Genomic DNA, 21,249 nt, shown 5'->3' with positions numbered 1-21,249 from the left:
CATGCCTCGTCAGGATTTCGGAAACCAGGGAAAGAAGGCCGGTGTGCGGCGTTGGTAGTCGCGATAGTCGTCGCCGCGCGTGCGCAGCGCCTGTTGCTCGGTAAACGGAATGCCGCTGATCCAGCGCAGGAACACATACATCAGCACCGGCCCCAGCCAGGCCATCCACGCCAGTGGTGATCCCCACGCCAAGGCGACGTAGGCGAACCAGTGGCACCACTCAAAGAAATAGTTAGGATGCCGCGAATAGCGCCACACGCCGTGCCGGCAGGTCAGGCCACGATGATTGGGGTTGTCGCGGAAGCGGTCGAGCTGGCGGTCGGCAATCACCTCGCCCGACAGGGCGGCCAGCCAGATCAGCAGGCCCAGCGCCACGGGCCCGCCTTGCGCCGGGCTGGCGCCCGCCGCCAGGAAGGGCAGGCAGAACAGCATCACCAGCCCGGCCTGGAGCATGAACAGGCCGAAGAACTTTCCCTGGTGGCCCTGCCAGTGTTCGCGCAGCGCGTGATAACGGCCGTCCTCGCCGGCGCGCACGCGGCGCCACAGATGACATGCAAGCCGCAGCGACCAGACACCCGCCATCACCGCAAGGGCGAGCCTGACGGCCAGGCTGCCCTCGCCGGTGGCGGCGATCAGCCAGGCGGCCCCGCCCATGCCCAGCGCCCACACCACGTCGACAATGCCCGCGTTGGCGTGGCGCCGCTGCCAGCGCCAGGCCAGCGCCATCGCGGCGATCATGACGACCGCGATGCAAACCCATTGCTGCCAGATCGTCATGATCCCTCCCCTACCCAGCGAGCGCCCTCGGCGCGCGCCTGCGGATGCGTCAGCAGCAGGTGCGCGACACCGATGGATCGCTCACGAAAACCGCCTTCGCAGTACGCCAGGTAGAACTCCCACAAGCGGCAGAAGCGCGCATCGAATCCTTGGGCCCGCACCTCGGGCTGCCGCGCCAGGAAACGCTCACGCCAGACTTGCAGCGTGCGCGCGTACGACAGGCCGAAGTCCTCCAGGTGCACCAGCGCCAGATCGCAGGCGCGGGTCTTGGCGCGCAGCATGGCGTCGATGGACGGAATGAAGCTGCCCGGAAAGATGTGGCGTTTGATGAAATCGACCGATGCCAACGCCTGCGCATAGCGGTGGTCTTCAATGGTGATCGCCTGGATCAGCGCACGGCCATGCGGGCTTAGCAGACTGGCGACCTTGGCGAAATACGCCTCCAGGAAATTCGCGCCGACGGCTTCGATCATTTCCACCGACACCACCTTGTCGTACTGGCCCTGCAGGTCGCGATAGTCGCGCAGCACGACGCTGACGCGGTCCTGCAGGCCGGCGGCGCGCACCCGTTCGACCGCCAGGTCGTGCTGCTCGCGCGACAGCGTCGCTGTTGTGACGTGGCAGCCGTGATGACGCGCCGCGTGGATGGCCAAACCGCCCCAGCCGCTGCCGATCTCCACCACGCGGTCCGCGGGACGCAGTGCCAGCTTGCGGCAGATCGTCTCCAGCTTGCGATGGGACGCCGCCTCCAGCGTGTCATCGCCGTCGGCCCACAGCGCCGACGAATACATCAGGTCGTCCGATAAAAACAGCGCAAAAAAGGGATTGCCGAGGTCGTAGTGGGCGGCGATGTTGCGGCGGCTGCCATCGCGGGTATTGCGGTTGCCGGCATGCCAGCGCCGCAGCGCCCAGCCGGCCAGCCGCGCCAACCCCGACTCCATGGCGTCCAGCGTCTCGCGGTTGCGCACGAGCAGGCGCACCAGCCCGACCAGGTCGTCGCAGCGCCAAAGACCGTCGCCGTAGGCCTCGCCCGCGCCAACGCTGCCTTGCGCGGCCACCAGCCGGTAGAAGCCAAGATCGCTGACGCTCAGGCGCACGCACGGCTCGCCGCGGCCCAGCGTGGCGCTGCCCAGGCAATCCTCGATCAGCAGCCGGCCGTGATCCAGCGCCGCCAGGCTGGCAAACAGGCGCTGGCGCAGCAGCCGGTCTAGCGCCGTGGTGCGGCGGCTGGCCGCGACCGAGGCGTGTTCCGAGGGCGTCATGGGTTTCATCGCGGTTCTCCGTTGGGCGTGCGGGGATGGTCGTAGACGGGATTGCGCTTGAGCCACAGCCGCAGCGCCTGCCAATGAATGGCGCCGATGACTTGCAGCGTCATCAACGGATAGCGCCACAGCAGGCGCGCCAGCGCCGCGCCGTCCAGGGCGCGGCGCTGCAGATCCAGGCGCGCGTCAAACTGCGCCACGCCCTCCCGGCTGACCCGCATATGCACCCGCAGGTCGTCGGCGGGCAGGTTGAAGCCCCAGTCGTACGCGCAGTCCATGGGCATGAAGGGCGATACGTGAAAGCGCTTGTCGAAACGCCACGCCATCGCGTCGCCCTTGCGCTCGGCGGCGGCGGCCGGCAGCACCACGCAATGGCGCTGCTTCCAAGGCGTATTGGTGATCTCCGCCACGATCGCCGCCAGCGTCCGGCCGTCGGCATCAAAGCAGTAATAGAAGCTCACGGGATTGAAGACATAGCCGGCGTAGCGGGGGTGCGCCAGCAGGCGGATGGGACCGTCCGGCACGTCTCCCAACTGCGCCCGCAGGCGTTGCCGCACCGCCTGCGCCAGCGGCAGCCCTTCACCGGCGTCGAGATAATCCGCCCGACGCCACTGCGCCAAGTTGGGCCGGTCCACCGACCACAGCCAGCGGCCCTGGAATACCGAGTCGATCTCGTCGAGGTCCAGGTAAAGTTGCGCCATGCGGTAGCCGAAGCCATGCGGGTGCGGATGGTGGCGCCGATGCGTCACTCGGCCCTCGTAGACGGCGCTTTGCACGTTCATGCCGCCTCCCTCGCCCAGACCCGCGGCTGTTCCAGGATGCCGCGCACCACGTCCAGCGCGCTGGCCACGCCGTCTTCATGAAAGCCCCAGCCCCAGTAGGCGCCGGCGAACCAGCTGCGCCGGCGACCGGATATCTCGGTGCGGCGCGCCTGCGCGGCCACGGATTCGTGGGTGTACAAGGGGTGGTGATAACGCATGCGCGCCAGCACCTTGCCCGGCTCGATGGCATCGCTGCGATTCAGCGTCACGATGAAGGGCTGCGGCGACCTGATGCCCTGCAGCAGGTTCATGCAATAACTGACCGAACACGGCGCGTAGGGATCGGCCGGCACGTAGGCGTTCCAGGCGGCCCAGGCCTTGCGCTGGCGCGGCAACAGGCGGGCGTCGGTATGCAACACCACGTCGTTGTCCTGGTAGGTGATGGCGCCCAGGATCTCGCGTTCCTGCGGCGACGGGTCGGCCAGTAGCGCCAGCGCCTGATCGCTGTGGCAGGCGAAGATCACTTCGTCATGGTGGTCCTGGCCATCGCGCGTCATCACCTGCACGCTGCCCGGCAGGCGCCTCACGGCGCGCACGGCGCAATTCAGCCGCTCGCGCACCGTCCATTGCCGACGCATGGCGTCGATGTAGCGGCTCGATCCACCCTGCACCACACGCCACTGCGGCCGACCGCCAAGGCGCAGCATCTGGTGGTTCGCCATGAACCGCACCAGGTATCGCGCAGGAAACTCCAGGATACGCGAGGCCGGCGACGACCACAGCGCCGACGCCATCGGAATCAGGTGGTCGGTGCGGAACGCCTCGCCGTAACGGTGTTGCGCCAGATATTCGCCCAGCGTGGGGCCTGGTTCCGGCGCGCGCAACAGCGCGGGCGCCTCCCGGTAAAAGCGCATCAGGTCGCGCACCATGCCCAGGAATCGCGGCGACAGCAGATTGCGCCGCTGGCAGAACAGCGTGTCCAGCGAGGTGGCGTTATAGGCAAGATCGTCCGCCTGCTTGTGCACCGAAAAGCTCATGGTGGTGGGCTGCGACGACACGCCCAGCTCCGCCAGCAATGCCGTGAAATGCGGGTAATTGAGCGGGTTGTGGACGATGAATCCGCTGTCCACCGTATAGCGCCGGCCACCCTGCTCGACCCTGTGCGTATGGGTATGCCCGCCCAGGTAATCGTTGGCCTCGTACAGCGTGACGTCGTGATCGCGGCTTAGCTTCCAGGCACAGACCAGCCCCGCGATGCCCGAACCGATGATGGCGATGCGCATGTTCACTCCTTGGCAGCGGCCAGCGCCCAGGCCGGCACCGCCTTGAGGTCCCAGATGAGGCCGGTGGCAGCCAGCAGGCGCAGGCCGTACCAGGTGATGTCGATCTCGTGCGCACGAAAACCTTGGCGCGCCGATCCCGGATAGAAGTGATGGTTGTTGTGCCAGCCCTCGCCGAACGTCAGCAGCGCCAGCCAGGCGTTGTTGCGGCTATCGTCGGCGGTGTCGTAGCGCCGCTTGCCGTAGCGGTGCGCCAGCGAGTTGATCGTCACAGTGGCGTGGAACAGGGCCACGGTTGAGATGAAGAAGCCCCACACCAGCATCTGCGGCCCGTCGGTGCCCAGGCCGGGCGCCACGCGTGCCAACAGCGCGCCCAGCCCGTAGCACCCCAACGCCAGCGCCAGCGGCACCGCCGCGTCGAAGCGGTCGAGCCACCGCAGTTCGGCGTAGCCGCGCAGGTCCGGCACCCGAGTGAGGTCGGTGGCGAAGGCGCGGCGCGTCAGGAACCAGCCCATGTGGCTCCACCAGAAGCCGTGAAGGCGCGGCGAGTGCAGATCATGCGCATCGTCGGCATGGCGATGATGGTGGCGATGATGGGCCGCCCACCACAGCGGACCGCGCTGCGCGCACGATGCCCCCAGCACGGCAAACACCAACTGCGCGCCGCGCGAGGTGCGGAACGTGCGATGCGAGAAGTAGCGGTGATAGAAGCCGGTCAAAGCGAACATGCGCACCGCGTAGAGCGCCCCCGCCAGCGCCAGTGCAACCGGCGACACGCCGGTCCACAGCACACCCAGGCAGCCGGCGTGCAGCAAGGCGAAAGGCAAGGCGCGAGTCCAGTCGATGTGATCGGAGTCGATGCGATCGGAGTCGAAGCGCGGCGCGTCCTGCGCCTGCGTATCGACCCAGCGCCGAATCGAAGCGGTCCAGCCGGTAAGAACGGAGCGCATCATGCTGTCCTGTGGGAAACGTGTGGGGATATACGGGCGCGGCGTTGCATCGGATGCGTAAGTGAATACCCTTACTTTCCCAATGGGGATGCGCAGGGGCGAGCGACGAACGCGCTGACGTCGTCGAGCACCGGTGCGCGCCAGCGCAGCGGCCGCGACAGCGCTCCCACCAGCAGCTTGTGGCCCAGATCGGGGTACTGCACCAAGTGCGCACACGCGCCCGCATCCTGCAGGGCGTGCGCCAGGCTGACGCTGTTGCGGCGCGGATCGACCGTCGTGTCAGCGGTGCCTGTCAGCAGCAGACCGGGTGGCGCGTGGCTACTGACATGGTGCATGGGTTGGGAGTCGGCCGGCGTGTCCGGATAGCCGAACACCGGCCGCACGCCGCCCGCCACGATGGGAAGGAAGTCATAGGGGCCGGCCAGCCCGATCCATCCGGCCAGGGTCGCGGGGCTGGAACCGGCGCCGCCCAGCCAGCGCCCATCCAGCGCCAGCATGGCCGCGATGTACCCGCCGGCACTGTGGCCTGCGACGAATACGCGCTCAGGATCTCCGCCATAGGCCCCAATATGGCGCTGGGTCCACGCGACCGCCATGGCGGCATCATGCAGGAATGCGGGAAAGCCGGCTTCGGGATAGAGGCGGTAGTCGGCGACCACGGCCACCATGCCGCGTGCCGCCAGCGCGTCGCCCACAAACCGGTAGTCCGCGCGTTCACCGCTGCGCCAGCCACCGCCGTAGAAGAAAACCACCACGGGCGCGCCCGTCGCGCCGGGTGGCCGGTAGACGTCCAGGCGCTGACGCGGCAATGTGCCGTAGGCAATGTCCGCGGTGACGCCGCTGGCGTCCTCAGGTACAGCGCCGTTAAGCAGCGTCAACGGTGAACAGGCGGCCAGCAGGCCCAGGGCCAGCGCTGCCACGGCCATGATGGCGAGCAACCCACGCGGGCTGGCGTCGATCCAGGAAGACATGGGGGCACTCCGCAACGGAACACCCCTCTATACGCGGCCCGCCCCGATTTGGATGCGGCTCAGATCTTGAGCACGTCGCCCTTCATGATGACCGGTCCGGTGGGCTTGCCCGTCGGTGACCCTCCCGGCGGTTCGAGCGTGATGGCCAGGGTCTGCCCCCCTTCCAGGCCTTGGGCGCGGGGCGGCAACGCCGTCAAGCCCTCGGGCGCCACCACCCCGACGGATATCGGCGCCTGTCCCGGCGGAATCACCCAGAGCTCCAGCGCTTTGCCGTCGGCGCGCGAGGCCAGATCCTGCAAGGCGTGCACGTGCAGGCCGCCGCGCTCGTCGGCGCGCACCACCAGCATGGCCTGCGCCTCGGGGCTTTGCAGCACCGCCATCAATTGCGAGCGCGCAGCACGGTCAACCTGCATCGGGTAGATCACCACCCCTGCCACCAGCAAGGCCGCCAGCGCGCCGCTCACCACGCGCCAAAATGCCAGGCCCTGCCAGCCGCGGCCGCCGCCTGGCTTCAGGCGCGCCTCGATGGCGCGCCACACGCGGCGCGGCGGCACCCGGGCCGGCAGCGACCACAACAGGGGGTAGATGTCGTTCTCCCACTCGCGCACCTGGCGGCGCAGGTTGGCGTCGGCGGCCATCAAGCCCTCGAAACGGCGGCGTGCGCCCCCGCGCATGGCGCCGGCCACGTAATCCGCGGCAAGCCGCTCGCGCAGTTGAGGATTGGTGTAGTTCATGACAGACACCTCTTGAGCCGGTCCATGCCGCGCCGCACCCAGCTCTTGATCGTGCCCAGCGGGGCCTGCAGGCGGCGGGCGATCTCGCTGTGACTGAGGTCGTCGAAAAAGGACAGCGCGATGGCAGCGCGTTGCTGCCCCTCGAGCTGTTTCAGGCAGTCCGCCAGGCGCTGACCGTCCTGGTCGCGTTGCAAGCGTTCGAACGGGCCCGGCGCGTCATCGGCCCAGGCCTGCGTCAATGCGCCGTCGGCATCGGGACGTTCCAGGTCCGGCCGGCGGAGCAGGTCGATGCAGCGGTTGCGCACGATGCGCGTCATCCAGGTCATGACTTGGCTCTGCTCCGATGAATAACGGGCGGCGTTGCGCCAGATATTGATGAAGCTGTCCTGGAGGACTTCCTCGGCCCAGTCGCTTCGCCGCAATATACGTACCGCGAGGGCAAACAGATGCGGGGAAGTCTGACGATAGAGTTCCGCCAGCGCGGACTCCTGGCCGCGAGCGCATTCCTGTATCAAAGCCTGCAGACGAAGCGGATCGGGCATGGCGGCTATCCGGGGTCACTGCGATCAGGCCGCGCGACAGAAATAAGCCGCTCGGAGGACGGATGTCTTGCAGCGGATGATACAGGCAAGTCCAAGCCGCGAAATATTTCCCGCGGCCTGCATCCGATCACGGCTCCCGCGTGTAGTACCTGCAACGGCGCACATTCCGTGCGCCGTATCCGCAGCGTTTTACTGCGCAGGAGACCGCTCATGATGATTCGCCACACCCCCGCCAACGGCCTATTCGCGGCCGCTCTGCTGGCCGCTTGCGGCATGTTGCACACCTCCCCGGCTCTGGCCGCCTCGCAGGACACCCTGCCCGCTTCTGTTCAGGTACCCGCCGGCCACAAAGTGGCCTGGGAAACCGTGGGCACGGGCGACATCACCTATGAATGCCGCGCCAAGGCCGATGCCAAGGACCAGATGGAATGGGTCTTCGCCGGTCCGAAGGCGGTGCTGAAAGACCGCCAGGGCAAGCAGGTCGGCACCTACTACGGCCCGCCCGCCACCTGGGAAGCCGCGGACGGCTCCAAGCTGACCGGCACGCAGGTCGCCGTGGCGCCGGCTGGCGCGGGCAACTTGCCCTATCAACTGGTCAAGGCCAATCCCGCCATGGGCGCCGGCGCCCTGACCGGCGTCACGTACATCCAGCGCACGGCGCTCAAGGGCGGCGTGGCGCCGCAGAAGCCTTGCACCAAGGCCGGCGAACGCAGCCAGGTGTCGTACCAGGCCGACTACCTCTTCTGGAAGGCGGACTGACACCGGGCGGGCCGCGGCGGCGGGAGTCCGGTAACATGCCTGGATCCGCCGCCGCCCGGGGCTTGTCAGCCCGGTCCGTGCCCACCCCTTCCTGCTCTGCGCGCATGCCGAACCGACCTGATCCGGATTTCGATTACAACGCCGCCCTCGAGCAGTGCGCCGCGGGGCGCCGCTCGGCGCTGGAAGCCCTGTACCGCCACGAAGGCCCCCGCCTGCTGGGCGTCGCGCAGCGCATCGTGCGCGACCGCGCCCGGGCCGAAGACATCGTGCACGACGCCTTCGTCAATATCTGGCACCGTGCCGGCAGCTTCGACGCCACGCGCGGCTCGGCCCGCGGCTGGCTCTACAGCGTCGCGCGCAACCTGGCGCTGAACGCCGTGCGGGACAGCCGCCACGAAACCGCCGTCGACGACGACACCGCCGCCGCGCTCGACGCCCGCGACGCGATCGACGCCTGGCACGACACGCGCGACGCGTTCGACTGGCGCGACAGCGCCGGCCGCATCGGCCCGTGCCTCGAGCAACTGGAACCCGTGCGCCGCAACTGCGTGCTGCATGCCTATGTGGAAGGCCTGTCGCACAGTGAGATTGCGCAGCGCCTGGGCGCACCGCTGGGCACCGTCAAAGCCTGGATCAAGCGCAGCCTGAAAGCGCTGAAGGAATGCCTGGCATGAGCGCCCCATCCCCTTCCCCCGACAACCTGGACGAACTGGCCGGCGAATACGTGCTGGGCACCTTGTCCGCCGCGCGCCGGCGCGACGTCAACGCCCGCCTGCCGCATGATGCCGCCCTGCGCGCCGCCGTCGACCGCTGGGAAGAACGCCTGCTGCCGCTCAGCAGCCTGGCCACTCCCGTGGAGCCGTCGCCCGGCCTGTGGCCTCGCATCGCGGAAACGCTGGATCGCCAGAGCGCGGCCCGCCAAGCCGCGCAGCCGACGCGCCCGGGTTGGTGGGACAGCCTGTTTTTCTGGCGCGGCGCGGCCGCCAGCGGTCTGGCCGCCGCCCTGGTGCTGGCCGGAACGCTTGCGCTGCGGCCCACGCCAGCGCCGGTTCCCGTGCAGTACATGGTGGTCCTGGTCGCGCCGCAGTCGCAAACGCCGGGCTGGGTCGTGCAGGCCAGTGCCGGTCAGCGCGAGGTGCAACTGGTGCCCATCGCGGCCATGCAGGTCCCGGCCGATCGTGCGCTGGAATTCTGGACCAAGGCCGACGGCTGGGCCGGCCCGGTCTCGCTGGGTCTGATCAAACCCGGAGAGCCCGTGCGCATCGCGCTGGACAAGCTGCCCCCGTTGGAGCCGAACCAGTTGTTTGAACTGACGCTGGAACCGGCCACCGGCTCGCCCACCGGCAAGCCGACCGGACCGATCCAGTTCATCGGGCGGGCGGTAAAGGTGATGTAGCGCAGATTCAAATACAGCGGAGGTTTTTCATGCGCCATGCAGAAGCCGTTCGTCGTTTCATCCACCCGTTGCGGCACGTCGCCCCGTGGCTGGCCTTGGGACTGTTGGGTTTGACGTTGTATGGCTGTGCCGCGACGACGCCGCCCAAGGGCGTGAGACCCGTTGGCTCCTTCGACGTGCATCGTTATGAAGGACGCTGGTTTGAAATCGCGCGGCTGGACCACAGCTTCGAACGCGGCATGACGGACGTCACCGCCCACTACACGCTGCAGGATGACGGCACCGTGCGCGTCGTCAACCGCGGGTTCGACCCGGCCAAGGGTTCGCAAGGCGATTGGCGTTCGGCGCAGGGGCGAGCCCGCTTCACGGGTGACCCGTCGGTGGCATCGCTGAAAGTGTCGTTCTTCGGCCCCTTCTATGGCGGCTACCATGTGGCCGCATTGGACCCGGATTATCGTTGGGCCCTGGTCGTTGGCCCGGATCGCAGCTACGCCTGGATTCTCGCGCGTGACAAGACGCTTGGCCGCGATACGCGCGACGACATCCTGCGCCGCGCCAAGGCATTGGGCCTGGACACCGACGCATTCATCTGGGTCAGCCAGGATCGCGAACAGCCGCCACTGGAACCGGCCTCCTGATGCGGGACCGCGCGCCATGACATCCAAGCGCGAGGGCGCACACCCTACGCCTGATTCTCGGCGATCAGCTGAATCCGCTGCACAGCTGGTTCGCCCGGACCGACCCGGACGTCGTGTATGTGCTGATGGAATTGCGTCAAGAGACGGACTACGTGCTGCACCACGCACAAAAAATCCTGGCGATATTCGCCGCCTTCGCCTTGAACACCAAGATGCGGCACCCAGACGAGCTGGCGCGGCAGGCGCAGGCCGCCTACGAAACGGGGCGCGCGCACTTGGCAGCGGTCGAGGGCTTCATCCGGCAAATCCTGGGGCGATTACTGCCGTGGATGCTCGTACGACAGGAAACAGAAAACGGGCGAGCACGCCGCGCTGACCTTGACACGCCTGGACGAGCTTTAAGAGACGTTCCACATCAGAAGCGGTCTGCCCGCCCGGCTGGATGTGGCAGGTATCAACCTGCCGCGCCCCCCATAGACTCCCCGTTCAAGTCCGGCCTGCGGCCGGGCGCCCCTTGAATGCGGAGTGATTCATGACAGCACCTCGGGTGGATATCCGACTCGCCGACTTCCTATCCCCGACCGTCGCGGCACTGATATCGGTTTTGGTGAACTACGGCGGCACGTTTGTCCTGGTGTTTCAGGCGGCAGAGCTGGCCCGCTTGTCGCCGGCGCAGACCACCTCCTGGGTGTGGGCGGTGTCCATCGGGGTGGGCGCCACCGGCGCGCTGCTCAGCTGGCGCTACAAGGCGCCCATCATTACGGCGTGGTCCACGCCCGGCGCCGCGTTCCTGGCCACGGTCATGCCCTTCACGCCTTATCAAGAAGTCATCGGCGCGTACATGTTATCGGCGCTGGGTTTTATCGTGCTGGGGCTGTCGGGTGCTTTCGAAAAGCTTGTGCGCAGGATCCCGGGGGGCATCGCCGCCGGTCTGCTGGCGGGCATCCTGCTGCAGTTTGGCGTCAATGCCTTTGGCGGCGCCAGCGCCGACCCCCTGCTGGTGATCGTTCTGGTGGTGTCCTACGCGCTGCTCAAGCGCTTCTCCTCGCGCTTCGCCGTGATCGGCATCCTGGCCATCGGCCTCGCATTGCTCATCGCGCAGGGCCGGATCGACTTCTCGGCTGTCCATCTGCGCCTGGCGGCGCCCGTGTTCGAAATGCCCGGCTTCTCGCTGCAGGCCGCGCTGGGCGTTGCCTTGCCCCTTTTCATCATCACACTCACGGGTCAGTACATGCCCGGCATGCTGGTGCTGCGCAACGATGGCTACCGGACCAGCGCGAATCCGATCCTGACCGTGACGGGACTGGGCTCGCTCCTCATGGCGCCTTTCGGGGCGCACGCATTCAATGTCGCGGCGATCACCGCCGCCATCTGCACCGGCAAGGACGCCCATGAAGATCCCGCCAAGCGTTACATCGCGGGTCTAGCCTGCGGTGCGTTCTACATCCTGGTCGGCACCTTCGGCGTTACGTTGGCGACACTTTTCATGGTGCTGCCCAAGGCATTCATCACCACGCTGGCCGGCCTTGCCTTGCTTGGCGCGATTGGCGGCAGCCTGGCCAACGCCATGGCCGACGTGCGCACGCGTGAGACGGCGCTCATCACTTTTCTGGCCACCGCCGCGAACGTCACGATGCTGGGCGTGGGCGGCGCATTCTGGGGGCTGGTGGCCGGCCTGACTGCGCATCTGCTGATGCACGGCGGCCCTCAGGCACGGCGCTCCATGCTGCCCCTTCAAGGCAGGTCAGGCCCTTGACAGCGCGTTCTCCAGACGCAGCACGGCGTCCTCGATCTCGTAGGCCGTCAACGACGCATAGCCCAACAGCCAGCCCGGTTGCTTGTACGCGCCGGCATACAGCCGGCTGAGGCCGGGCAGGCGCAGGCCGGCGCGCTCTGCCAAAAGCAGGGTCCTTTCCTCGGACCAGCCTGGCTCGAGCAGGCACGGGATCTGCAGGCCGCCGGGGGGACGCACGGCCTGCGCGACGTGGCCGAGCCGCTTTACCAGCGACGCCAGCAGAACCTCGCGGCGCCCCGCGTACAGCTTGCGCATCGCCCGAACGTGCGAATGGTAATGACCGTCTTCCATGAAGCGGGCCAGTGTCAACTGCAGTATCTGCGGCGTGTGTCCGTCCATGATGCTGCGCGCCAGTGAAAAGGCGTCGACCAGTTCCGGCGGCAGCGCCATGTATCCCATCCTCAGGCCGGGATACAGCGTCTTGCTGAACGTACCCAGGTACAAGGTTCGTTGATGCCGGTCCAGGCCCTGCACGCAGGCGGTCGGCAAACCGTCGTAATGGAATTCGCTATCGTAGTCGTCCTCGATGATCCACTTGCCATGGTCGGCTGCCCAACCGACCAGCTCCAGCCTGCGTTCCAGTGACAACGTCACGCCCGTCGGATACTGGTGCGACGGCGTCACATACACGCAACTGGCGCCGCTGCGGTCCGCGCGCAGGAGGTCCATGCGTATGCCCTGCGCATCGACGTCTATCGGCACGATCCGCGTTTCGGCGGCCTCGAACGACTTGCGGGCGCCGAAGTAACCGGGATTCTCCATCAGGATGGGCGTGTCGGCGTCGGCCAGCAGTTGCGCGCACAGGAAGAGCGCTTGCCGGGTGCTGCTGAGCACCAGGACCTGCTCGGGCACGACCTTGGCGCCACGCTCCAGATTCAGATAGGCAGCGATGGCTCGGCGCAGCGGTTCAGCGCCCTGCGGTTCGCCATGCAGCAGCACGTGGCTGCGGCTGTCCTTCATGACTTGGCGCTGCAGGCGTTCCCAGACGCCGGTGGGAAACGTGCGCGTCTCGGGCAGCCCGGTGGCGAACGCCTTGATGACCTGCTGGTCTGAAACGCCGCCGCTATCCAGGATCGCCCGCCCGCGGCGGCTCAGACCCGCACCCGGTTGCGCCGCGCCGGGCTTGCGCTCCAGCCTTGCCCGCTTGCGCGTCGCGCCCCGCAGTTCGATTCCCACCGTCTCGGACACATAGCTACCCGAGCCCTCGCGACGCACGATGTAGCCATCGCGATGCAGTTGCACGTAGGCGTTTTCGACGGTGTCGCGCGACACGCCCAGCGACTTGGCCAAGCCGCGCGTCGCGGGCAGCTTGACCCGCGGTCCCAGCGCGCCGTCCAAGATCAGCGCGCGGAGCGCCCGCTGGATGCGCTGATGCAGGTCCAACCGCTGGAGCGCCGCCTCGTTCATCTGAATCTTGAGCGTATCCAGCTGGAATGTCGTTGCCATACGGTTGTTGAACGGTCTGCTGATCGGCGCGGAAATAGCCGGTCTTGACCGGCAATTCTAAGTCACTGTCGGGCGATGCCAGTGAAGGTGATGCGTCGGGCCTGCACACGCCGCAGTATGATTTCAACGACTAAGCCATCAGCCATGGCGCCGCATTCTGGGTCAGGCTGGTACAGGATCGAACCGCACTCTGAGTTTTCCGCATGGCACGTACACGTCACCCCTCGCTCGCGCACTGGGGCGCCTTCACGGCAATCACCGAAGCCGGCCGCCTGGTCGGCTGCGAGCCCTTTGGGCCGGATCCGGCGCCCTCGCCCATGCTGGACTCCATTCCCGAGATGGTGCATTCGCCACTGCGCGTGCGCCGTCCGGCGGTGCGGCGCGGCTGGCTGGAAGGCCGCCGCGACCGCGAGGGCGACGACTACATCGAAATCTCCTGGGACCGCGCGCTCGACCTCGTGTCTGGCGAGCTGGCGCGCGTGCGCGCCAAGCATGGCGCGGCCGGCGTGTTTGGCGGCTCGTATGGCTGGTCCTCGGCCGGGCGGGTCCACCATGCGCGCAGCCTGATCCGGCGGTTCCTGTTTCTGGGCGGCGGCTGCGTCGACCAGATCGGCAACTACAGCTGGGGCGCGGCGCAGTTTCTGCTGCCGTATGTCATTGGCACCACCTCGCCTGTAAGCGGCGACGTGACGGATTGGGATAGCGTGCTGGAACACACCCGGGTGCTGATCGCCTTTGGCGGCATTCCGGTCAAGAACAGCCAGGTGACTTCAGGCGGCTCGGGCCTGCACAACCTGCCGCGCTGGCTGGGCGAGGCACAGCGGCGCGGCATCAAATTGGTGGTGATCAGCCCGACACGCGCCGACATTCCCGCCGAGATGGCGGCCGAGTGGCTGCCGATACGGCCCAACACCGACACGGCGTTGATGCTGGGCATGGCGCATACCCTGCTGACCGAAAATCTTCACGACGCGGCATTTCTGGCCAGCCATTGCACCGGGTTTGAGCGCTGGGCCGCGTACTTGCGTGGCGAAACCGATGGCCAGCCCAAGGATGCGGCGTGGGCCGCAGCCATTACCGGCATTCCGGCAGAACGCATCGCTGCGCTGGCGCGCGAGGCGGCGCAGCAGCGCAGCCTGTTGACGGCCGCCTGGGCCTTGCAGCGCGCGCAGCATGGCGAGCAGCCGTATTGGGCGGTGATCGGGCTGGCGGCGATGCTGGGCCAGATCGGCATGCCCGGCGGCGGCTTTGCCTTTGGGCATGCCTCGTTGAACGGCATCGGCCAGCCGCGCCGTCAGGTCCCCGGGCCGGAGATTCCGGTGCCCAAGAATCCCTCGGGCCTGGCGATTCCCGTCGCGCGCATCGCCGACATGCTGCTGGCGCCGGGCGCGGAGTACGAGTTCAACGGCGGACGGCATGTCTACCCGGACGTGAAGCTGATCTACTGGGCCGGCGGCAATCCGTTTCATCACCATCAGGACCAGAATCGCTTGCGGCAGGCCTGGAGCAAGCCCGAGACGGTGATCGTGCACGAGTCCTTCTGGACACCATTGGCACGACGCGCGGATATCGTGCTGCCCGCCACGACGGCGCTGGAGCGCGAAGACGTGGGCGGATCTTCGCGTGATCCTTATGTGTTCGCCATGCATCGCGCCGTCGAGCCGCAGGGCGAGGCGCGAAACGATTTCGATATCTTCGCGGAACTCGCGCGGCGCGCCGGGTTTGGCGAGGCGTTCACGGCGGGGCGCGATGTGCCCGGCTGGTGCCGGCATGTTTATGACGGCATGCGCGCGGGATGTCAGGCGCGGGGCGTCGAACTGCCTGACTTTGAGACCTTCTGGGCGCACGGGCATGCCGAAGTGCCCCCGCCCGAAACGCCTTATGTGCTGTTTGAGCGCTTTCGGCAGGATCCGGCCGCCAACCCGCTGTACACGAAGTCGGGGCGCATCGAGCTGTATTCCGAAGCGGTGGCCGGATATGGGTATGACGATTGCCCCGGTTATCCGGCCTGGCTGGCGCCCACGGAATGGCTGGGCGCGCCCGCGGCAAAACAATGGCCGCTGCATCTGCTGACCAATCAACCGCGCACGCGCTTGCACAGCCAGTTGGATCCCGCCAGCCTGTCGCGCGCCGGCAAAGTGTCCGGCCATGAACCCATTGCGATCAATCCGCTGGATGCCGCCGAGCGTGGCATCAGCAACGGCGATGTGCTGCGGGTTTTCAACGACCGTGGCGCATGTCTGGCTGGCGCGGTGCTGGACGACGGGCTGTCGCGCGGGGTGGTGATCATGGCGACGGGCGCCTGGTCGGATCCCGACGGCAACCTGGACAGGCATGGCAATCCGAACGCACTGACCGCGGACATCGGGACCTCGCGGCTGACGCAGGGGCCCAGCGCGCAGACCGCCTTGGTGCAGGTGGAAAAACATCTGGGCGAGCCGGTGCGGCATCGGGCTTGGGAACTGCCCGTGTTGCTGTCCGGAGCGGCTTAATACCTCAACCCTCCCTGCCTCAGTCAAGTATTTCCGCGACATATCCTTAGAACGGCACGTTTGATTTTCTGGCGGCAAACTTCGTTTTCCTTATTTACGATGGATCCGGAGTGCGCCATGCGCCTTAACCAGTTTTTGGGTTTGCTGCTGTCTGCGTCGGTGCTGAGCGCCGCGCAGGCGGCTGATATCACGTTGGCGCTGGGCACCGAGCCCTCGACGCTGGATCCGCAGACGGCGCAGGATGGCTCTGAGCGCGCTGTCTCGCGCAACATCTTCGAAACCCTGCTGACCCGCACGCCCACGGGCGATCTGGTGCCGCAATTGGCTACGGGCTTGCCGCGTCAGATCGACGCGACAACCTGGGAAGTGACGCTGCGTCCGGACCTCAAGTTCAGCGACGGCAAGCCCCTGGACGCCGCTGCCGTGGCGACCAGCATCAACCGCATCGTCGATCCCAAGACCGCCTCGCGCCAGCGTCCGTTCTTTCTCGGCATCAAGCAGGCCGAGGCCGTGGACGCCGTGACCGTCAAGGTGCACACCAATGGCGCGGATCCGGCGCTGCCGGCGCGCCTGTCCTGGCTGACCATCGTGTCGCCCGCCGCGGCCGCCGATGGCAGCTTGAGCCAGAAGCCGGTGGGCAGCGGCCCCTATGTGCTGACGGAATGGTCCAAGGGCAATCGCATCGTCCTCACCAAGAACCCGAATTACTGGAACCCCAAGGCAGTCGGCAATGTCGACCGCGCCACCTATCGCTTCGTCGCCGAACCCGGCACGCGCCTGTCGGGCCTGCGCGCCGGCGATTTCGACTTCATCACCAATCTGCTGCCGGAAGACACCAAGCGCGTGGCCAAGGCCGTGACCCTCAAGGGCACCGACCTGCCCTTTGTGTCGCTCAACGCCTTGAAAGGCCTGACGGCCGACGTGCGCGTGCGCCAGGCCTTGAACTACGCGGTGGACAAGGAAGCGCTGGCCAACGACCTCTATGGTGGCTACGCCTCGGTGTCGCACGGCCAATTGCTGGCGCCGGGCTGGTTTGGCTATGACGCTTCCATCAAGCCCTATCCCTACGATCCCAAGCGCGCGACCGAGCTGCTGAAGGCCGCTGGCGCCCACGGCAAAAGCATCGATCTCTACGCGCCCTCGGGCCGCTGGCTGAAAGACAAGGAATTGGCGGAAACCATTGCCGCCTACTGGGAGGCCGCGGGCCTGAAGGTCAACTTCCGCGTCCTGGCCTGGGCCGAATATCTGGACGCGCTGAACAAGAATCGCGTGCCGACCGAAGCGCAGATCAGCAGCAGCCATTCGAATCAATTGCTGGACGCGGATCGTACGCTGAGCGCCTATTACGCGGAAGGCGGTGTCGCGGCCGCCAACGACAATGCCGAACTGAAGAAGCTGATCGAAGACGCGCGCCAGGAAGCCGATCCCGCCAAGCGTCAGGCCTTGTACTCCAAGGCCCTGCAGATCGGCCGCGATCAGGCCTATCTGGTCTTCCTGCTCGATGGCGGAGAAATTTTCGGGTTGTCCAAGCGGGTGGAATTCTCGCCGCGCGTTGATGGCCTGATCCCGCTCAAGGACTTCCGTGTCACCGACTAATCAGGGCGGGCGCGGCTTGCCGCGCTTTTTGCTGGGCCGCTTTCTGCAAGGCTTGCTGGTCGTGGTGGGCGTGACGACGATCGTGTTCGTCGTCACGCGTCTTATCGGCGATCCAGTGCAAGCCATGCTGCCGGTCGATGCCTCGGCCGAAGACCGCGCCGTGCTGGCGCGCGCGCTGGGCATGGATGGCCCGATCTGGCTGCAGTACGTGCACTATCTGCGCGATATCGCCAGCTTTCAGTTTGGCGACTCCCTCTGGCAACACCGGCCCGCCGTGGACATCGTGCTCGAACGCCTGTCCGGCACCCTCACCTTGTGTCTGGGCGCGCTGGCATTCGCCGTGCTGCTGGGCGTGCCGCTGGCCATTGCCGCAGCCCTGAAACCCGGGCAATGGGCGGATCGCATTTCGGTGCTGCTGAGCTTGAGCGGCCTGTCCCTGCCGCAATTCTGGCTGGGCTTGCTGCTGATCCTGCTGTTTGCCGTGACCTTGAACTGGTTGCCCTCATCGGGATCGGACACCGCAGCCAGCGCCGTGCTGCCCATCGTGACGCTGGCTTTACCGGCCTTGGGACGTATCGCCATGATGTTGCGCTCGGCCTTGATCGACGAACTCAATTCGCAATACGTGCGCACGGCGCGCGCCAAGGGATTGCGCTCGCGGCGCATCGTGCTGGTGCATGCCCTGCGCAATGCCGCCGTGCCGACGGTCGCGCTGCTGGGCTGGGAGTTCGCCGCCATGCTGGCCGGCCATACCGTCGTGGTCGAAACCGTGTTCGCCTGGCCGGGGCTGGGCCAGACGGCGGTGCAGGCCATCGAGCGCCAGGACCTGGTGCTCTTGCAAGCCGTGGTCTTCTTCATCGCCTTCCTGATCGTGATTCTGAATTTTTGCCTGGACATCGTGTACCGGCTGCTGGACCGGAGAATCGCGGTATGAGCGCGCCCGTCTGGGAATTGCCGGTGCCCGCGCCGGCGGCAAGCGGCTGGCGTGCCCTGTCGGATCGTCAACGCGGCTGGATCCTGGCCCTGGTGCTGCTGCTGGCGCTGGCAGCGGTTGCCATCGTCCTGCCGTGGCTGGCGCCTTATGACCCCGCCACGATCAAGTTGTCCGCGCGCCTGCGTCCGCCGGCCTGGGAAGAACGCGGCAGCCTGGCGAATCTGCTGGGCACGGACAACCTGGGACGCGATGTGCTGAGCCGGGTGCTGCATGGCGCGCGGCTGTCGATATTCATCGGCGCCGCCGTGGTGGCGATCTCTGCCGGTGTAGGCGTGCTGGTGGGTTTGATTGCCGGTTTCGCCGGTGGCCGGGTGGACGCGGTGCTGATGCGCTGGGTCGATATCCATGTGGCCTTCCCCGGCCTGCTGCTGTCTCTGGTGATCCTCGTGATTCTGGGACCGGGCCCCGGCACGGTCATTCTGGCCTTGGCCTTGAATGGCTGGATGGTTTACGCGCGGCAGATCCGCAGCGTGGTGCTGTCGGTGCGTCAGCTGCCTTACATCGAAAGCGCCGAGATGGCCGGCGCGCGGCCGGCTCGCATCCTGCTGCGCCACGTCTTGCCCAATCTGGCGGCGCCGCTTATCACCTTGATGGTGCTGGAGTTTGCCCGCGTCGTGCTGGCCGAGGCGGCGCTGTCGTTTCTGGGCGTCGGCGTGCAACCGCCCGGCGTGTCATGGGGTCTGGACGTGGCCAATGGCCGCAACTATCTGACCAGCGCCTGGTGGCTGGCGACCTTTCCCGGTCTATCCATCGCGCTGACCGTGCTGGGCGTCAATCTGGCTGCCAGCCGCCTGCGCCTGGCGCTGGACCCGCGGGAACGCGAAAAGGACTTCGCGCGCAAATTGCTGGCCAAGGAGGCGCGATGACGACGCAGCCTCTATTGAGCGTTCGTGATCTGAGCGTTGAATTCCTGACCCGCCAGGGCAGCGTCAACGCGGTCGATCGCGTCTCCTTTGATCTGCATGCCGGCGAGACCCTGGCCCTGGTTGGCGAAAGCGGCTCCGGCAAGAGCGCCTGCGCCTTGGCGTTGATGGGTTTGACCACCCTGCCCGGCCGGGTGGCGGGGGGCAGCGTGCTGTTCGACGGCCAAGACCTGCTCAGCCTGCCGGAACGGGCGCTGGAAGACATCCGCGGGCGGCGCATCGCCATGGTGTTTCAAGACCCCATGAGTGCGCTGAATCCGCTCCTGACTATCGGCACGCAGATCGATGAAGTGTTGGAGCGCCATACCGCGCTGAATGCCGCAGCGCGCCGTGCGCGCACCATCAGTCTGCTGGAGCAGGTGGGCATCCCCAAACCGGCCGAACGCCTGGCGCGCCTGCCCCATGAGTTTTCCGGGGGCCAGCGGCAACGCATTCTGATCGCCATGGCGCTGGCCTGCGATCCGCAGGTCCTGATCGCCGACGAGCCGACCACCGCATTGGACGTCACAATCCAGGCGCAGATCCTGGCGCTATTGGCCGAACTGAAAACCCGCCTTAAGCTGGCGGTGCTGCTGGTGACGCACGATCTGGGCGTGGTGGCGCAGGTGGCTGATCGCGTCGCGGTGATGTATGCCGGCCGTCTGGTCGAGGTCGGCGATGCCGATGCCTTGTTTGCCCAGCCTGCCCATCCCTATACCGCGGGCTTGCTGCGCGCCACCCCACGGCTGTCGGATAACCAGCACCGCATGACGGCAATCGAAGGCGTGCCGCCCGATCCCCGTGTGCGGCGCAGCTATTGTGATTTTGCGCCGCGTTGCCCCGGCGCCGATGCGGCATGCGCCGCGCGGCCGCCGTTGCAATCGCTGTCGCCGGGACGCCTGGCTGCCTGTGTGCGGCCGTTTGCACCGGTCTGGAAGGAGGTGGCATGACGCCCCCGTTGTTGCAGGTAGCGGATTTGCGCGTGCATTACCCGGTGCGCTCGGCGGGCTGGTTCAGCCGGCCCATGACCGCGCGCGCGGTCGATGGCGTCTCGCTGGAACTGGCGCGCGGTGAAACCTTGGGCCTGGTGGGCGAGTCCGGTTCGGGCAAGACGACGTTGGGCCGCGCGGTCCTGCGCCGCACGCCATTGACCTCGGGCTCCATCCGGTTTCGGGGTGAAGACATCAGCACCGCAGGCACCGCGCAATTGCGCGAACTGCGGCGGCACATGCAGCTCGTGTTTCAGGACCCGTCCACCAGTTTGAATCCGCGTCACACGGTGTTCGATGCGATTGCCGAGCCCTTGATCGTCCATGGCTGGTCAGCGGGACGGCGTGCGCTGGAAGAACGCGTGGCGCAGTTGATCGCCCAGGTCGGCCTGCCGGCCGACACCGCCAGGCGCTATCCGCATGCCTTCTCCGGCGGTCAGCGCCAGCGGGTCGGCATTGCCCGCGCGCTGGCGATTCAGCCTGAGCTGATCGTGGCCGATGAGCCCGTGTCGGCGCTGGACGTCTCGGTGCGGGCGCAGATCATCAATCTGTTCCAGGACTTGCAGCAGGAACTGGGACTGTCCTTCCTGCTGATCGCGCACGATCTGGCCGTGGTGCGGCATATCTCGCATCGCATCGCCATCATGTATGCCGGCCAGGTGGTCGAGACCGGTCGTCGTGACGATGTCTATGACCGGCCGCTGCATCCGTATACGCGCGGCCTGCTGGCTGCCGTGCCCGAGCCGGAACGCCATCGCGATGGCCGGCGGACGTTTCCGGTGGCGCTGGGTGAACCGCCCAGCCCGATGTCCCCGCCCTCAGGCTGCCGCTATCACCCGCGCTGCCCGCTGGCGGTTGAACGTTGCCGCCAGGAAGCGCCGACGCTGACGGCAATGGCGGGCGAACACAAAGTGGCTTGCTGGTTTCCTGGCGCCGCGCCGATTTCCTCGTAATTTTTCATGGAG

General features: G+C 67.0%; 20 protein-coding genes and 1 pseudogene. 12 read left to right on the top strand and 9 right to left on the bottom strand.

All coding sequences use genetic code 11. The annotated features are described in order from the left end of the window. Positions 1 to 9: 9 nt before the first annotated feature. The 8 genes from AC6LJW_RS01360 to AC6LJW_RS01325 all read right to left on the bottom strand — a co-directional run bounded on the left by AC6LJW_RS01360 (position 10) and on the right by AC6LJW_RS01325 (position 7,277). Complete coding sequence (locus tag AC6LJW_RS01360) at positions 10 to 777, bottom strand: DUF1295 domain-containing protein (RefSeq protein ID WP_498086279.1); 768 nt, start codon at positions 775 to 777, stop codon at positions 10 to 12. Continuing rightward, positions 774 to 2,048, bottom strand: coding sequence for a class I SAM-dependent methyltransferase (locus AC6LJW_RS01355; RefSeq protein ID WP_498086278.1), 1,275 nt, complete (start codon positions 2,046 to 2,048; stop codon positions 774 to 776). Before AC6LJW_RS01355 ends, AC6LJW_RS01360 begins: the two co-directional genes overlap by 4 nt. After that, the gene (locus tag AC6LJW_RS01350; RefSeq protein ID WP_498086277.1) at positions 2,045 to 2,821 is read right to left on the bottom strand and encodes a DUF1365 domain-containing protein; all 777 of its coding nucleotides are present in this window, start codon (positions 2,819 to 2,821) and stop codon (positions 2,045 to 2,047) included. Before AC6LJW_RS01350 ends, AC6LJW_RS01355 begins: the two co-directional genes overlap by 4 nt. Then, entirely contained in the window at positions 2,818 to 4,083 is a 1,266-nt protein-coding gene (locus AC6LJW_RS01345; protein ID WP_498086276.1) for an NAD(P)/FAD-dependent oxidoreductase, read from the bottom strand. Before AC6LJW_RS01345 ends, AC6LJW_RS01350 begins: the two co-directional genes overlap by 4 nt. A gap of 2 nt (positions 4,084 to 4,085) precedes the next feature. Continuing rightward, positions 4,086 to 5,033, bottom strand: a complete 948-nt coding sequence (locus tag AC6LJW_RS01340) for an acyl-CoA desaturase (protein ID WP_498086275.1) — start codon at positions 5,031 to 5,033, stop codon at positions 4,086 to 4,088. A gap of 68 nt (positions 5,034 to 5,101) precedes the next feature. Continuing rightward, on the bottom strand, positions 5,102 to 6,001 hold the full coding sequence (locus AC6LJW_RS01335; RefSeq protein WP_498086274.1) for an alpha/beta hydrolase: 900 nt from the start codon (positions 5,999 to 6,001) through the stop codon (positions 5,102 to 5,104). A gap of 59 nt (positions 6,002 to 6,060) precedes the next feature. Beyond that, complete coding sequence (locus AC6LJW_RS01330; protein WP_056558705.1) at positions 6,061 to 6,735, bottom strand: anti-sigma factor; 675 nt, start codon at positions 6,733 to 6,735, stop codon at positions 6,061 to 6,063. Beyond that, positions 6,732 to 7,277, bottom strand: coding sequence for an RNA polymerase sigma factor (locus tag AC6LJW_RS01325; protein WP_056558708.1), 546 nt, complete (start codon positions 7,275 to 7,277; stop codon positions 6,732 to 6,734). Before AC6LJW_RS01325 ends, AC6LJW_RS01330 begins: the two co-directional genes overlap by 4 nt. A 210-nt stretch (positions 7,278 to 7,487) precedes the next feature. Here AC6LJW_RS01325 and AC6LJW_RS01320 point away from each other — a divergent pair, with 210 nt between their 5' ends. The 6 genes and pseudogenes from AC6LJW_RS01320 to AC6LJW_RS01295 all read left to right on the top strand — a co-directional run bounded on the left by AC6LJW_RS01320 (position 7,488) and on the right by AC6LJW_RS01295 (position 11,826). Further along, on the top strand, positions 7,488 to 8,036 hold the full coding sequence (locus tag AC6LJW_RS01320; protein WP_427985635.1) for a DUF3455 domain-containing protein: 549 nt from the start codon (positions 7,488 to 7,490) through the stop codon (positions 8,034 to 8,036). Between the two features lie 104 nt (positions 8,037 to 8,140). Then, on the top strand, positions 8,141 to 8,710 hold the full coding sequence (locus AC6LJW_RS01315; protein WP_498086273.1) for a sigma-70 family RNA polymerase sigma factor: 570 nt from the start codon (positions 8,141 to 8,143) through the stop codon (positions 8,708 to 8,710). Continuing rightward, a complete protein-coding gene (locus tag AC6LJW_RS01310) occupies positions 8,707 to 9,432 on the top strand; it encodes an anti-sigma factor (protein ID WP_498086272.1) in 726 nt (241 codons plus the stop codon). Before AC6LJW_RS01315 ends, AC6LJW_RS01310 begins: the two co-directional genes overlap by 4 nt. Positions 9,433 to 9,461: 29 nt before the next feature. Then, positions 9,462 to 10,070 (top strand): lipocalin family protein, encoded by a 609-nt coding sequence (locus AC6LJW_RS01305; protein WP_498086271.1) that lies wholly within the window; start codon positions 9,462 to 9,464, stop codon positions 10,068 to 10,070. A gap of 50 nt (positions 10,071 to 10,120) precedes the next feature. Beyond that, a pseudogene (locus tag AC6LJW_RS01300) lies at positions 10,121 to 10,264 on the top strand (cryptochrome/photolyase family protein); the annotation flags it as partial. A gap of 338 nt (positions 10,265 to 10,602) precedes the next feature. Continuing rightward, positions 10,603 to 11,826, top strand: a complete 1,224-nt coding sequence (locus tag AC6LJW_RS01295) for a benzoate/H(+) symporter BenE family transporter (protein WP_498086270.1) — start codon at positions 10,603 to 10,605, stop codon at positions 11,824 to 11,826. Here AC6LJW_RS01295 and pdxR read toward each other — a convergent pair. Further along, the gene (pdxR, locus tag AC6LJW_RS01290) at positions 11,815 to 13,311 is read right to left on the bottom strand and encodes a MocR-like pyridoxine biosynthesis transcription factor PdxR (RefSeq protein WP_498086269.1); all 1,497 of its coding nucleotides are present in this window, start codon (positions 13,309 to 13,311) and stop codon (positions 11,815 to 11,817) included. The two genes, AC6LJW_RS01295 and pdxR, sit on opposite strands and share 12 nt — an antisense overlap. 203 nt (positions 13,312 to 13,514) lie before the next feature. Between pdxR and AC6LJW_RS01285 the strand changes: the two genes are divergently transcribed. The 6 genes from AC6LJW_RS01285 to AC6LJW_RS01260 all read left to right on the top strand — a co-directional run bounded on the left by AC6LJW_RS01285 (position 13,515) and on the right by AC6LJW_RS01260 (position 21,237). Beyond that, complete coding sequence (locus AC6LJW_RS01285; protein WP_498086267.1) at positions 13,515 to 15,803, top strand: molybdopterin-dependent oxidoreductase; 2,289 nt, start codon at positions 13,515 to 13,517, stop codon at positions 15,801 to 15,803. A gap of 117 nt (positions 15,804 to 15,920) precedes the next feature. Continuing rightward, the gene (locus AC6LJW_RS01280) at positions 15,921 to 17,399 is read left to right on the top strand and encodes an ABC transporter substrate-binding protein (RefSeq protein ID WP_056558737.1); all 1,479 of its coding nucleotides are present in this window, start codon (positions 15,921 to 15,923) and stop codon (positions 17,397 to 17,399) included. Then, positions 17,386 to 18,333, top strand: coding sequence for an ABC transporter permease (locus AC6LJW_RS01275; protein WP_498086266.1), 948 nt, complete (start codon positions 17,386 to 17,388; stop codon positions 18,331 to 18,333). Before AC6LJW_RS01280 ends, AC6LJW_RS01275 begins: the two co-directional genes overlap by 14 nt. Then, positions 18,330 to 19,259 (top strand): ABC transporter permease, encoded by a 930-nt coding sequence (locus tag AC6LJW_RS01270; protein WP_056558743.1) that lies wholly within the window; start codon positions 18,330 to 18,332, stop codon positions 19,257 to 19,259. The genes AC6LJW_RS01275 and AC6LJW_RS01270 overlap by 4 nt, the downstream gene beginning before the upstream one ends. Beyond that, a complete protein-coding gene (locus AC6LJW_RS01265; RefSeq protein WP_498086265.1) occupies positions 19,256 to 20,245 on the top strand; it encodes an ABC transporter ATP-binding protein in 990 nt (329 codons plus the stop codon). The genes AC6LJW_RS01270 and AC6LJW_RS01265 overlap by 4 nt, the downstream gene beginning before the upstream one ends. After that, positions 20,242 to 21,237 carry an ABC transporter ATP-binding protein gene (locus AC6LJW_RS01260; RefSeq protein WP_056558748.1) on the top strand — a complete coding sequence of 332 codons (996 nt, stop codon included), beginning with the start codon at positions 20,242 to 20,244 and terminating at the stop codon, positions 21,235 to 21,237. Before AC6LJW_RS01265 ends, AC6LJW_RS01260 begins: the two co-directional genes overlap by 4 nt. Positions 21,238 to 21,249 lie beyond the last annotated feature (12 nt).

The organism is Achromobacter sp. 1012554356 (assembly GCF_059760815.1).
Note: the sequence above shows the minus strand (reverse complement) of the source record. Positions and strands in the feature narration are given on the sequence as shown.